The 13185-nt window shown below is 68.5% G+C and carries 13 protein-coding genes; 3 read left to right on the top strand and 10 right to left on the bottom strand.

The genetic code is table 11. From position 1 onward, the window contains the following. Window positions 1-17: 17 nt before the first annotated feature. From xylF to GY40_RS17110, 3 genes are read left to right on the top strand one after another with little or no spacing between them, the layout of a single operon-like run. Complete coding sequence (xylF, locus tag GY40_RS17100; RefSeq protein ID WP_038364692.1) at window positions 18-1064, top strand: D-xylose ABC transporter substrate-binding protein; 1047 nt, start codon at window positions 18-20, stop codon at window positions 1062-1064. After that, window positions 1057-2361: a sugar ABC transporter permease gene (locus tag GY40_RS17105; protein WP_038364695.1), complete on the top strand. Its 1305-nt coding sequence runs from the start codon at window positions 1057-1059 to the stop codon at window positions 2359-2361. The genes xylF and GY40_RS17105 overlap by 8 nt, the downstream gene beginning before the upstream one ends. A 10-nt stretch (window positions 2362-2371) precedes the next feature. Beyond that, a complete protein-coding gene (locus GY40_RS17110) occupies window positions 2372-3190 on the top strand; it encodes an ATP-binding cassette domain-containing protein (RefSeq protein ID WP_051988212.1) in 819 nt (272 codons plus the stop codon). 42 nt (window positions 3191-3232) lie between these two features. Here the strand turns inward: GY40_RS17110 and GY40_RS17115 are convergent, their stop codons facing one another. From GY40_RS17115 to GY40_RS17160, 10 genes are all read right to left on the bottom strand, one after another. Continuing rightward, complete coding sequence (locus GY40_RS17115; protein WP_038365186.1) at window positions 3233-3595, bottom strand: SPW repeat protein; 363 nt, start codon at window positions 3593-3595, stop codon at window positions 3233-3235. A 154-nt stretch (window positions 3596-3749) separates the two neighbouring features. Further along, complete coding sequence (locus GY40_RS17120; protein WP_038364698.1) at window positions 3750-5108, bottom strand: esterase-like activity of phytase family protein; 1359 nt, start codon at window positions 5106-5108, stop codon at window positions 3750-3752. A gap of 148 nt (window positions 5109-5256) precedes the next feature. Continuing rightward, window positions 5257-6201 carry a 2-hydroxyacid dehydrogenase gene (locus tag GY40_RS17125; RefSeq protein WP_038364700.1) on the bottom strand — a complete coding sequence of 315 codons (945 nt, stop codon included), beginning with the start codon at window positions 6199-6201 and terminating at the stop codon, window positions 5257-5259. After that, window positions 6198-7523, bottom strand: coding sequence for a thymidine phosphorylase (gene deoA, locus GY40_RS17130; protein WP_038364702.1), 1326 nt, complete (start codon window positions 7521-7523; stop codon window positions 6198-6200). Before deoA ends, GY40_RS17125 begins: the two co-directional genes overlap by 4 nt. Then, a complete protein-coding gene (gene deoC, locus GY40_RS17135; RefSeq protein WP_038364704.1) occupies window positions 7523-8284 on the bottom strand; it encodes a deoxyribose-phosphate aldolase in 762 nt (253 codons plus the stop codon). Before deoC ends, deoA begins: the two co-directional genes overlap by 1 nt. A gap of 3 nt (window positions 8285-8287) precedes the next feature. Continuing rightward, complete coding sequence (locus GY40_RS17140) at window positions 8288-9100, bottom strand: purine-nucleoside phosphorylase (protein WP_038364705.1); 813 nt, start codon at window positions 9098-9100, stop codon at window positions 8288-8290. 38 nt (window positions 9101-9138) lie between these two features. Beyond that, the gene (locus GY40_RS17145; RefSeq protein ID WP_038364706.1) at window positions 9139-9549 is read right to left on the bottom strand and encodes a cytidine deaminase; all 411 of its coding nucleotides are present in this window, start codon (window positions 9547-9549) and stop codon (window positions 9139-9141) included. Window positions 9550-9566: 17 nt separating this feature from the next. Further along, a complete protein-coding gene (locus tag GY40_RS17150) occupies window positions 9567-10541 on the bottom strand; it encodes an ABC transporter permease (protein ID WP_038364707.1) in 975 nt (324 codons plus the stop codon). Beyond that, window positions 10541-11659, bottom strand: a complete 1119-nt coding sequence (locus GY40_RS17155) for an ABC transporter permease (protein ID WP_038364708.1) — start codon at window positions 11657-11659, stop codon at window positions 10541-10543. Before GY40_RS17155 ends, GY40_RS17150 begins: the two co-directional genes overlap by 1 nt. Next, complete coding sequence (locus GY40_RS17160) at window positions 11656-13185, bottom strand: ABC transporter ATP-binding protein (RefSeq protein ID WP_038365189.1); 1530 nt, start codon at window positions 13183-13185, stop codon at window positions 11656-11658. The genes GY40_RS17155 and GY40_RS17160 overlap by 4 nt, the downstream gene beginning before the upstream one ends.

The raw sequence follows: 13185 nt of genomic DNA on the forward strand, positions 1-13185 counted from the left end.
AGCTCAGGAGGTCAGTGATGAAGCGTTTCGTCCTTGCGGCGAGCATCGCCGTTGCCGCCATGTCCATTCACGCAGGCGCCTTTGCGCAATCGAAAGGCCCCGTCATCGGGGTCAGCTGGTCGAATTTCCAGGAAGAACGTTGGAAGACCGACGAAGCCGCGATCAAGGCCGCGATCGAGAAGGTCGGCGGCACCTATCTTTCCGCCGACGCGCAATCCTCCCCCGCCAAGCAGCTCACCGATGTCGAGAGCCTGATTTCCCGCGGCGCCAAGGCGCTGATCATTCTGGCGCAGGACGCGCAGGCCATCCGTCCCGCCGTCGAGAAGGCGGTGAACGAGGGCATCAGCGTCGTCGGCTATGACCGGCTGATCGAGATCCCGCAGGTCTTCTACCTGACCTTCGACAATGTCGAGGTCGGCCGGATGATGGCGCGCGAGATCCAGAAGGCGAAGCCCGCGGGCAATTACGTCTTCATCAAGGGCTCGAGCCAGGACCCGAATGCCGGCTTCCTCTACCAGGGCTCGGTCGAGGTGCTGAAGCCCGCCATCGATAGCGGCAAGATCAAGAATGTCGGCGAAGCCTTCACCGATGGCTGGCTGCCCGCCAATGCCCAGCGCAACATGGAGCAGATCCTGACGCGCAACCAGAACAAGGTCGATGCCGTGATCGCCGCCAATGACGGCACGGCCGGCGGCGCCATCGCGGCGATGGACGCGCAAGGGCTCGCCGGCTCGGTGCCGGTCTCCGGCCAGGATGCGGATCGCGCCGCGCTCAACCGTGTCGCTTTGGGCACCCAGACCGTGACGATCTGGAAGGATGCGCGCGAGCTTGGCCGCAACGCCGCCGAGATTGCAATCAAGCTCGCCGGCGGCAGCAAGCTTTCCGAGATTCCGAAATCGATGAGCTGGGACCAGGGACCGTCCAAGCAGAAGATGACCGCGCTGTTCCTGACGCCCGTGCCGGTGACGAAGGAAAACCTCAACGTCGTGATCGACGCCGGCTGGGCGCCGAAATCCGCGGTCTGCCAGGGCGTCGCGCCCGGCAAGGTCAAGGCCTGTGACTGAAGCCACCCCGGCGCCGGCAAACCCGGCGCAGGAGCGCCGCAGCCTCGCCGACCATCTGCGCGAGATCGAGTTCGATCCGCGCATGATCGGCATGGTCGCGGCGCTCGCCGTGATCTGGCTCGGCTTCGACTGGCTCTCGGACGGCGCCTTCCTGACCGCGCGCAATCTCTGGAATCTCCTGGTCCAGACCTCCTCCATCGCCGTGATGGCCTGCGGCATGGTGCTGGTCATCGTGACCCGCAATATCGACCTCTCGGTCGGCTCCATGCTCGGCTTCGTCAGCATGGTGGTCGGGCTGGTGCAGGTCAGGCTCCTGCCCGGCCTCTGGGGCTTCGAGCATCCGCTGACCTGGCTGGTCAGCCTGATCGTCGCCATCTGCCTCGGCGGCATGGTCGGGCTGCTGCAGGGAGCGCTGATCGCCTATCTCGCCATCCCCTCCTTCATCGTGACGCTGGGCGGGCTGCTGATCTGGCGCGGCGCGGCCTGGTGGGTGACACAGGGGCAGACCATCGCGCCGATGGATTCGCGCTTCCGCCCGCTCGGCGGCGGCGTCGAGGGCGCCATCGGCACCAGCGCCTCCTGGGCGATCGGCATCCTGGCCTGCATCGCGATCTGCGTCGCCGCCGCGCTGATCCGGCGCCGGCGCAAGCGCTTCGGCTTCACGCTGCGCCCGCTCTGGGCGGAAGCCCTGATCGCCGCCCTCGGCTGCGGCGCGGTGATCGCGACCGTGACGATGGCGAATTCCTACGCGCTGCCGGCGGGCATCGCGCGCCGCCTCGTCGAGGCGAAGGGCGGCATCTGGCCTGAGGGCGGACTCACCATCGGCCATGGTCTCGCCGTGCCGGTGCTGGTCGCGCTCGGCGTCGGCATCGCCATGACCTTCGTCGCCAACCGTCTGCGCTTCGGCCGCTACGTCTTCGCCATCGGCGGCAATCCGGAGGCGGCGCAGCTTTCGGGCGTGAACACCCGCAAGGTGCTGATGCTGGTCTTCGGCCTGATGGGCGCGCTGGTCGGCATCTCCGCCTGCATTTCCACGGCCCGGCTGAACGCCGCGACAAATGCCGCCGGCTCGCTCGACGAGCTCTATGTCATCGCCGCGGCGGTGATCGGTGGCACCTCGCTCGCCGGCGGCGTCGGCACCATCGTCGGCGCGATGCTCGGCGCGCTGGTGATGCAGTCGCTGCAATCCGGCATGGTGCTGATCGGCGTTGACGCGCCCTTGCAGAACATCGTCGTCGGCATCGTCCTGGTCATCGCGGTCTGGCTCGACGGGCTCTATCGCAAGCGTTTGGGGTGAGGAGGCGCCGATGAGCATCGCAGAGCCGGCCGATCTCGCCCAGACCCATCCCGGCCAGGGAACCCCGCTGATCGAGATGCGCGACATCTCGATCGCCTTCGGCGGCATCAAGGCGGTCGACGGCGCCAGCATCGACCTGATGCCGGGCGAGGTCGTCGGGCTGCTCGGCCATAACGGCGCCGGCAAGTCGACGCTGATCAAGATCCTCTCCGGCGCCTACCGGGCCGATGCCGGAACGATCCGGGTGAATGGCGAGGAGGTGACGGTCGCGAGCCCGCGTGACGCCAAGCGCTACGGCATCGAGACGATCTACCAGACGCTGGCGCTCGCCGACAATGTCGACGCCGCCGCCAATATCTTCCTCGGCCGGGAATTGCTGACCGGCTGGGGCACGCTCGACGATGCGACGATGGAATCCGAAACCCGCAAGGTGATGGGCCGGCTCAACCCGCATTTCCGCCGGTTCAAGGAGCCGGTGAAGGCGCTTTCCGGCGGCCAGCGCCAATCGGTCGCGATTGCCCGCGCGATCTATTTCAACGCCCGTGTGCTGATCATGGACGAGCCCACCGCCGCGCTCGGCCCGGCCGAGACGAAGCAGGTGGCCGAGCTGATCCTGCAGCTCAAGAAACAGGGCATCGGCATCTTCCTGATCAGCCACGATCTGCACGATGTCTTCGATCTCGCCGACCGGGTCACGGTGATGAAGAACGGCAAGGTGGTCGGCACGGCCCGTACCGCCGACGTCACCCAGGACGAGGTGCTGGGCATGATCATCTCGGGCAAATGCCCGCCGGCGGCAGTGGCCGGCCCCGGCGCGCTGCGGAATTAGACCGCGCCGGGACCGGCATCCACTAAGGGAGCACGAAGCTCCTCAGGCCGTTGCGTGCGGCTCGTGATGGTAATCCCAGACCGCCCAGGCCGAAACCGCCGCGGTCAGCAGACCGAGGACGATATGGGTCCGGAAGGCGGCGGGATTGCCGGTGAAGCCGAGCATCCAGGGCGAGGCCACCAGCCAGAGCCCGAGCGCCAGGTTCAGCCATTCCTCCCACTCCGCGAAGGCCGTCAGCGCGGCGACCGCGACCAGAGCGAGCACCACGGCGACGATCCAGGCATTGCGCGTCGGCATGAAGTCGCCGACGAAGCCCATGAACCAGGGTGAGAAGAACAGCAGCGCGGCAAGGATCAGGTTTAGCCAGTCCTGCGACCGTCTGATGTTCGTATTCGCGGTCAACATGATCACCTCCATCGGTGAAGATCATCCAACCACTACGCCTCGCGCACGAGGCGCTTGGTCGATTTTATTATACGCCGAGCCGGCAATATTTCAAGAACAGACGAGGAACGACCGCGCCGACCCCGCGCACTGCGGTGCCGGCGCGGGCACGATCTCACTTCGCGTCGAGCAGGTCCTTCACCGACAGCAGGACGAGTTCGTTGTCGTCGGCCTTCTTCGGGTCGCGCGAGGAGGAGAAGGGCAGGTTGTTGTCGTTGCCGACGACGATCACGCCATTCGCCCGGTCGACCACGTCGACGTTCTCGATGGTGAAGAACGGGAAGGTGAAGACACCGTCCTTCGTGCCCTGCTTCGCCTTGCCGTCGGGATCGGCGATCTTCATCAGGTCGATATAGCCGATACGGCGCACGGGCTTGCCGACATTGGCGTCGGTCATCTCGATCTTGACGATCCGCTTGTGCTTGGCGATGTCGTGGAAGCAGTCCGGGCCGCGGCTTCCCGGCGCGCAGGCCTTGTCGGCGGTGCCCTCGCCGTTGTCGCGCTCGATGATCAGGCCCGTCGTAGCATCGATCATGTTGAAGTCGCCGATGGCGAGGCCCTTGGCTTCGAGCGGGAAGAACCAGGAACGGCCGGTCCACTTCTCGTTCTGGACGTCGAATTCGAGGATGCGGAGGACTTCCTTGCCGTCGACTTCCTCGTTGCCTTTGGTTTCCGCGTTCCAGAGCGGGCCTTCGAGCAGCGGGTAGAGGAAGCGGCCATCCGGCGACTGGGCCATGCCCTCGAAGCCCTTCGAGCGGCGGACATTGAACTCGACCGGCAGGTTCGGCGCGGCCGGGGTGGTGACGGCGTAGTGATCGGGCGAGCGGGCCGGCTTGCCGTCGACCAGCGTCTCGAACACGGCCTCGACCTTGCCATTGGCGTCGACGCGGATGAGATAGGGGCCGAACTCCTCGCCGATCCAGTATTTGCCACCGATCGGCTGGATCGATTCCGGATCGAAATCGGCGCCGGTCAGGTAGCGCTTCTCGGTGCCCTCATGGACGATGCGGAAGGGGACCTTCTTGTCCGGGTCGTGCAGGAAGGTGCTCGAGACACGTTCGAGCGCGCCCTTGCCGAAATCGGCCTTCAGGCGATGGAAGAACAGCATCGCGTCGGGCGAGTTCACCTTGGCGCCGAAGCCGTTATCGGTCAGCACGAGGAACTCGTTGTTGCCCAGCGAACGGATGCCGGAGAAGCCCTGGACCGGCTGGCCGGCGAAGGGGGTCGAGAGCCCCGTCGGGCGCCCGCCCGAGGTGCCCATCACCGTGCTGACGGCCTCGACGCGCTTGCCCGGCGTGACGAACTTGCCGGAAACCTTGAGATCGGCCGGCGCATCGGCGGGGGCGGGGATGATCGTCTCGGCCGGCAGCAGCGCCTGGCTCAGAAGCTTCGCGGGAAATTCCTTCGGAGACTCCTGCGCTCCGGCGAGCATGGTGGACGACAGAAGCAGGATAATGGCGAGCGACGAGCGCATGAAATTCTCCGGGCTGAAAAGGACCAGCCGGCTTCGCGCGCCCGGATGGCACCCCGACAACAACGGGGTGACGGTTCGGTGAAGGCGCCAGATGGCGCTACGGCATCGGCCGCTTCCGAAAACCGGATTCGACTTTTCGGGCCAGTGCTCAGTAGCCCCGGGCCGGATCGACGGCATGCAGCAACGGCTCGCCCGCCTCCAGCCGCCTGATCTGTGCCGCGACCAGCGTGGCGATCGCCTCCGGCTCGGACATCGCGGCATTATGCGGGGTGACGGTCACGCCCGGATGGCTCCACAGCGGCGACTCCACCGGCAGCGGCTCGGTCTCGAAGACGTCGAGCGTCGCACCCTTGAGCGTGCCGGCATCGAGCGCGGCGATGATGTCATCGGCAACCTGAAGGCCGCCGCGGCCCGGATTGATCAGGAAGGGCCCGCCGAGCCGGCCGTCCTGCGCGAGCCCCGCAAAAAGCCCGGCGTTGAGGATGCCGCGCGTCTCGGGCGTCAACGGCACCAGGCTGACGAGGATGTCGGTCCGCGCCAGGAAATCCTTCATGCCGTCCTCGCCGAAGAAGGTCTGCAGCCCCTCGACGCTCTTCGGCGAGCGGCTCCAGCCGGCCACGTCGAAGCCGATGACCTTGAGCTTGGCCACGGCATCGAGGCCGAGCTCGCCGAGCCCCATGATGCCGACACGGACGGAACGGGCCGCCGGCTGGTTGCGGTCGTCTTCCCAGAGCTTCGCCTGCTGCTGGCGCATGTAGCGATGCTGCTGGCGCAGATACATCAGGCAATGCAGCACGACATATTCGCTCATCCGCGTCGTCAGGTCGGGGTCGACCACGCGCGCGATCGGCACCTCCGGCAATTTGTCGTCGGCGAAGAGGAAATCGACGCCGGCACCGAGCGAGAAGATCGCCGCGAGGTTCGGCAGGCCGGTCAGGCTGCCGGCCGGATGCTTCCAGCTCGCGACATAATGCACGGCCCGGCGGTCGAAGGGCTCGCCCGGCACCACGATCGGCATCTCCGGCAGCAGCGCCTGGAAGCGCGCCCGCCAGTCCTCGACATGCCAGCCCGTCATGGCCAGAAGCAAACTCATGCCCGTGTTCTCTCCGTGATCCGTCCGGCGACCAGTTCGCCCTGCGCCGCACCCTCTCCGATCCGATAGGCCTTGCGCAAGCGTTCGCTTGCCGCAAGGAAAGCGTCCTCGCCGCGCGCATGGACGATGGCGAGCGGACGGTCCGGCCCGAGCGTCGCGCCGATGCCGGCCATATCGGTGAGGCCGACCGCGTGGTCGATGCCGTCCTGCGGCCGCAACCGGCCGCCGCCCAGCGCCACGACCGCGAGGCCGACGGCGCGGGTATCGATGCCCGAGACCGTCCCGGCCGTCTCGGCGAAGACCGGCTTCACGACCGGCGCCGCGGCGAGATGCTTTGCCGGCGCTTCGAGCAGATCGGCAGGGCCGCCCAGCGCCACCACCATCCTGGCGAAGCGCTCGGCGGCCGCGCCCGAGGCGAAAGCATCCTCGATCCTGCCACGCGCTTCGTCGAGGTTCGCCGCCAGACGGCCGAGCAGCAGCATCTCGGCGCCGAGCGCGACCGTGACCTCGTGGAAGCGCGGCTCGCGCCGGCGACCGGTCAGATGGTCGAGCGCATAGGCAACCTCGAGCGCATTGCCGGCGGCGCTGGCGAGCGGCTCGTCCATATCGGTCAGCAGCGCCGTGGTCGGCAGACCGGAATCATTGGCGACGCCGACGAGCGCCTGCGCCAGGGCGCGCGCCTTCGCGGGTTCCGACAGGAAGGCGCCGGAGCCGAACTTCACGTCCATGGCGAGGCCGTGCAGGCCAGCGGCGAGTTTCTTCGACAGAATCGAGGCCGTGATCAGCGGCAGCGATTCCACCGTCGCGGTGACGTCCCGGATGGCGTAGAGGCGCTTGTCGGCCGGAGCGAGATCGGCGGTCTGGCCGATGATGGCGCAGCCGGCCTCGCGCACCACCTTGCGGAAGAGATCGATGCCCGGCTGCGTCACATAGCCCGGCACGGCATCGAGCTTGTCGAGCGTGCCGCCGGTATGGCCGAGGCCGCGGCCGGAGATCATCGGGACATAGCCGCCGCAGGCCGCAACCGCCGCCGCCAGCGGCAGGCTCACCGTATCGCCGACGCCGCCGGTCGAGTGCTTGTCGAGGGCGGGGCCCGGCAGGTCGTTCCAGTTCAGCACCGTGCCGGAATCGCGCATGGCGAGCGTCAGCGCCACGCGCTCCTTCTCGGTCATGTCGTTGAAGAACACGGCCATGGCGAAGGCCGCCGCCTGCCCCTCGCTGACCGAGCCGTCGGTCAGCCCGGCGACGATCTGGCGGATATCGGCATCGGGCACTTCATGGCCGTCGCGCTTGGCCGCGATGATCTCCTGCGTCAGCCGCATCAGTAAGTCCCCGGTGCGGCCTCACCGGCCGCGGCGCCGCCGATCGCCGCGAGCAAGGCGCCATGCAGGCCGCTCGCGCCGAAGCGGAAGGTTCGCGGCGTCGCCCAGTCCGGCCCCATGATCGCATCGGCGAGGTCGAGATAGCCCTTGGCGTCGGCGAGTGTGCGGATGCCGCCGGAGGGTTTCAGCCCGACCGGCCGGCCGGCCATGGCGATGACGTTGAGCATGACGCGCGCGGCGGGGATGCTCGCCGAACGGGCGGTCTTGCCGGTCGATGTCTTGATGAAGTCCGCGCCCCAGGCGATGGCGAGCTCGGCCGCCGTCCTGACCTTTTCGAGATCGGGATATTCCCCGGTCTCAAGGATGACCTTCATCAGCCTGTCGCCGCAGCGCATCCTGACATTGCGAAGCATCGCGGTCGCCGCCGTCGTATGGCCGGCGAGCACGGCCTGCCAGGGCAGGACGAGGTCGATCTCGTCGGCGCCGGCCTCCAGCGCCTCCTCGGTCTCGCGGATGACCGGCGCGATCGGCGTCCCGCCCTCCGGGAAATTGACGACCGTCGCGATCCGCACCGGACCGTCGCCCAAGGCCTCGCGCGCCGTCGCGACGGAGCGCGGCCAGAGGCAGACCGCCGCGACCGGAACCGGCCCGGAGACGGCGCGGCGGCAGAGATCGCGGGCGCCGTCCTCGGTGGCGTCGTCGGCGAGGTCGGTCAGGTCGAGCAGCGCGAGCGCGCGTCTGGCGAAAGCGTCGTCCGACATCGTTCAAAGCTCCGACAGGAAGGCGCGCAGCAGGCGGCGCAGCGAGCGCGAGGCCACGGCGGCGACATCGCGCGTCTCGCCGTGGTGAGGGGCGCCACCATGGAGGCCGGCGCCCATATTGGTGACGATGGACAGGCCGGCGACGCGGAGATCGTAGCGCCGCGCCAGGATGACTTCCGGCACGGTCGACATGCCGACGAGATCGGCGCCGAGCGTCTTCGCCATGCGGATTTCCGCCGGCGTCTCGAAGCTCGGCCCCGAGAACCACATGTAGACGCCCTCGCCCAACGGCACGATCGCGTTCGCCGCGGCGCGCTTCAGCCGCCCGCGCAGCAACGGATCATACGCATCGACCATCGGCACGAAGCGGCCGTCCCCCCGGTCGCCTACCAGCGGATTGGGGCCGTTGAGGTTGATGTGGTCGGTGATGAGCGCAAGGCTGCCCGGCCCCATCGACGGCGAAAGCGAGCCGGCCGCATTGGTCAGGATCAGCGGCGGCGAGCCGAAGGCGGTGAGCAGGCCGAGCGGCACGCGCATCACCGCGGAATCGCCGCCTTCGTAATAATGGGCGCGGCCCTGATAGATCAGCACCTTGCGGTCGAACAGCGTGCCGTAGCAGAGCTGGCGGGCGTGGCCGGACACCTCGCCATGCGGAAAGCCCGGAATATCGGCATAGGGAATCGTGACGGCGTCCTGCACATCGTCGACGATCGAGCCGAGCCCGGTGCCGAGCACCAGGGCGCATTCGATCGGGCCGTCGATCCCCCTGTCGATCAACACCGATGCCGCTTCGTCGAAAGCCGGATCGACCGCCATGCAAACCCTCTCCCGGCCGTCCGTGCGGCCGCCGCAAATCACCGCGGCAAATTGGCCGGTCCGAAGGACGCTGGCAACAACTGCTCCAGCGTGAAACGCGCGCGGATGCCTTCGGGTCCGGCGATGGCGACCGGAGTCTCAGGGCTCGCGAATTCGCGGATGCGCTGGCGGCAAGCACCGCAGGGCGTGACCAGCTCGTCCCCCTCGCCAAAGACGAGGATGGCGCGGATCGCCGTGCCGCCGGCCGCGATCATCGCGGCGATGGCGCCGGCCTCGGCGCAGGTCCCGACCGGATAGGCGGCGTTCTCGACATTGCAGCCGGCATGGACCGTGCCGTCATCGGCCAGCAGCGCCGCCCCGACCTTGAAGCGCGAATAGGGCGCGTAGGCGCGCGGCTGGAGGCGGGAAGCGGCTGTAAAGAGCGCGTCGAAATCGGGATCGGCGGCCAAGTCAGCGGTCCTTCATGTCAGCGTTCCTTGACATAGGGTATCCCGGAAGCCTTTGGCGGTGTCGCGCGGCCGATGAAGCCGGCGAGCAGGATGATGGTCATCAGATAGGGCAAAGCCTGGATCGCCTCCACCGGAACCAGCCCGATGCCCGGCAGCGTCACGCCCTGAAGCCTGATCGCGACCGCATCGAGCAGTCCGAAGAGCAGGCAGGCGCCGAGCGCCGGCCAGGGCCGCCAATTGGCGAAGATCACGGCTGCGAGCGCAATGAAGCCGCGCCCCGCCGTCATCTGCGGCAGGAAGCCGGCCGATTGCGCCACAGCAAGATAAGTGCCGCCGATGCCGCAGAGCAGCCCGCAGGTCGCGACCGCCGCATAACGCAGGCCGGCCACCGAGATGCCGGCCGTATCGACGGCGGCGGGGTTCTCGCCGACGGCGCGGATGCGCAGGCCGAAGCGGCTGCGCCTCAGCACAAGCGCGGTGGCCAGCACGCAGAGAAAGGCGAGATAGGCCGGCGCGGCATGGCCGGAAACCACCTCGTCATAGAGCAGGCCGAGCACCGGCACATGCTCGCGCGCCCATGGGCCGAAGGGCAGCGACAATTCTCCGAAGCGGGCGGCTCCTTCGAGCGGCGGCGTGCGCCCGCCCTGCCCGTACCAGGCATTGCCGAGGACGACGGTGAGCCCCGCCGCCAGCATGTTGATCGCAACGCCGGAGACGATCTGGTTGCCGCGCCAGGTGATGGCGGCGAAGCCATGCAGCAGCGCCAGCAGGACCGAGGCAAGAATGCCGGCGCCCAGGCCGGCCCAGGCCGAGCCGGTGGCGAGGGCCGCGACCGCAGCGGCGAAGGCGGCGATCAGCATCTTGCCTTCGAGGCCGATATCGACGACGCCGGCCTTCTCCGACCAGAGCCCGGCAAGCGCCGCGCAGATCAGCGGGATCGAGAGCCGGACCATCGAATCGAGCACCACGGCAAGGGTCTGGAGCCACTCCATCAGCCGGCTGCCCCGCGGCCGAGCGCCGTCGCCACCAGCCGGCGGAACAACCCGTCGAGGGCTCCGGCGAAGAGGATGAGCACGCCGCCGATCACCACCACCATGTCGCGGGTGATCGCCGGCTTGTCGAAGGAAAGCTCTGCCCCGCCCTGGTAGAGCACGCCGAAAAGCAGTGCCGCCAGGCCCACGCCGACCGGATGGCCGCGCCCCATCAGCGCGACGGCGATGCCGACGAAGCCGTAGCCGGCGGTGAAATCGAGCACCAGCCGGTGCTGCACGCCGAGCGCCTCATTGACCGCGAGTCCGCCGGCGAGCGCGCCCGAGATCGCCATGGCGATCATGGTGACCGCGGCGGGCGAGATCCCCGCATAAGCGGCGGCGCGGGGATTGGCCCCGACGGTGCGGATCGCATAGCCCAGCCGCGTGCGCCAGATCAGCAACCAGACCGCGACCAGCGCCATCAGGGCGAGCAGGAAGGCGCTGTTGAGCGGGGTCGAGGGCAGCTTGATTCCGAACGGTGCGAGGAGCTGGTGCATCGGCGTCAGCACGGCCTGTGCCGGGAAATCCGCTGTCTCGGGCTGCATCGAGCCGATCTTGCCGATCACTTCGCGCAGCAGATAGACGATCAGCGTCGCGGCGACGAAGTTCAGCATGATCGTGGTGATGACGACATGGCTGCCGCGCTTCGCCTGCAGCCAGCCGGGGATGAAGGCGTAGGCCGCGCCGCCCGCAGCCGCCGCGAGGATGGCGAGCGGCGCGGCGAGGAAGCCCGCCACGGAGAGGAAACCCGGCATGGCCGAGAGCGCCCCGCAGGCCAGCGCCGCGCAGATGCCGGCGACGGTCGCCTGCCCCTCGCCACCGATATTGAACAGCCCGGCATGGAAGGCGACCGCGACGGCGAGCCCCGTGAAGATGAAATTCGTCGCGTAATAGAGCGTGAAGCCGATACCTTCCGCGCTGCCGAGCGCGCCGCGCAGCAGCAGCGCCGTCGCCTCCAGCGGGTTCTCCCCGATGCCGAGGACGACGAGGCCGGCGACCAGTAGGGCCGCCGCCACCGAGACGAGCGGCACCAGCGCAGTATCGGCCCAGCGCGGCAGTTCGAGCGGGGCGGCGCTCATGCGGCTTCGTCCGTGACGCCGGCCATCAGCAGGCCGAGATCGCGCTCATCCGCCGCTTCTGCTGCGCGTTCTCCCGTGATCCGGCCGCCGCAGAGGGCGATGATTCGGTCCGAGAGCGCCATCACCTCCTCGAGCTCGACCGAAACCAGCAGGATCGCGACGCCGGCATCGCGCAATTCGATCAGCCTGCGGTGGATGAACTCGATCGCGCCGATATCGACGCCGCGCGTCGGCTGGCCGACGAGCAGCACCTTCGGATGCCGCTCGATCTCGCGGGCGAGCACGATCTTCTGCTGGTTGCCGCCGGAAAATTTCGCAGTCTTCAGGGCGGGATCGGGCGGGCGCACGTCATAGGCCGCGAAGGCCGTCAGCGCATGCGCCTCGATCTGCGACGGCGACAGGAAGGGCCCGGCCCGAAAGGCCGGATCGCCCTGATAGCCGAGGATCGCGTTCTCCGCCGCGCTGAAGGCGGTGACGAGGCCGCTGCGATGGCGATCCTCCGGGATATGCATGAGACCGCGCTCGCGCAGCCGCGCCGGATGACGATCCGCCGCCGCGAGGATCTGGCCGCCCAGGCGGATGACGCCGCGCGTGGGCTGGACCAGCCCGGCGAGCACCTCCAGCAACTCGCTCTGGCCGTTGCCGGCGACGCCGGCGATGCCCACGATCTCGCCGGCATGGAGGGTCAGGCTCACATCCCGCAGCGTCTCGGTGCCGCGCGCGTCGCGGCAGGACAGGCCGACCGCTTCGAGAACGGCAGCGCCGCGCTCGCGCGGCGGCTTCTCGACGCGCAGCAGCACGCGCCGGCCGACCATCGCCTCGGCCAGCGCCGGCGGCGAAGTTTCCGCCGTCCGGAACCCGGCGACCATCTCGCCGCGCCGCATCACCGAAACCGTATCGGTGGCGTCCATGACCTCGCGCAGCTTGTGGGTGATCAGGATCACCGTCTTGCCCTGCGCCTTCAGCGCCCGGAGCAGGGCGAAGAGCTGGTCGGCCTCGGCTGGGGTCAGCACGGCGGTCGGCTCGTCGAGGATCAGGATCTGCGCCCCGCGATAGAGCGCCTTCAGGATCTCGACGCGCTGCTGCAGGCCGACGGACAAATCGCCGACCGTGGCATCGGGGTCGATCGCGAGCCCGTATTCGCGCGACAGGCGGGCCAGTTCCGCCCGCGCCTTCGCCAGCCCGCCCTTGAGGCTGGCCCCGCCCTCGGCGCCGAGCACGACGTTGTCGACGACGCTCAGCGTCTCGACCAGCATGAAATGCTGATGGACCATGCCGATGCCGGCCGCGATCGCATCGGCGGGGGAGCGGATGCGACGCGGCTCGCCCGCGATCCTGATCTCGCCGGCATCGGCCTCGTAGAAGCCGTAGAGGATCGACATCAGCGTCGATTTTCCGGCGCCGTTCTCGCCGACGATGCCGTGGATCGAGCCGGCCGCGACCGCAAGCGAAACGTCCCGGTTCGCCGCGACCGCGCCGAAGCGCTTGGAGATGCCGACGAGCTCGATCGCGGGAGGGGAAGGCAC

This window comes from Allobosea sp. UNC402CLCol, from assembly GCF_000745475.1.
GTDB classification, from domain to species: Bacteria; Pseudomonadota; Alphaproteobacteria; order Rhizobiales; family Beijerinckiaceae; genus Allobosea; species Allobosea spartocytisi.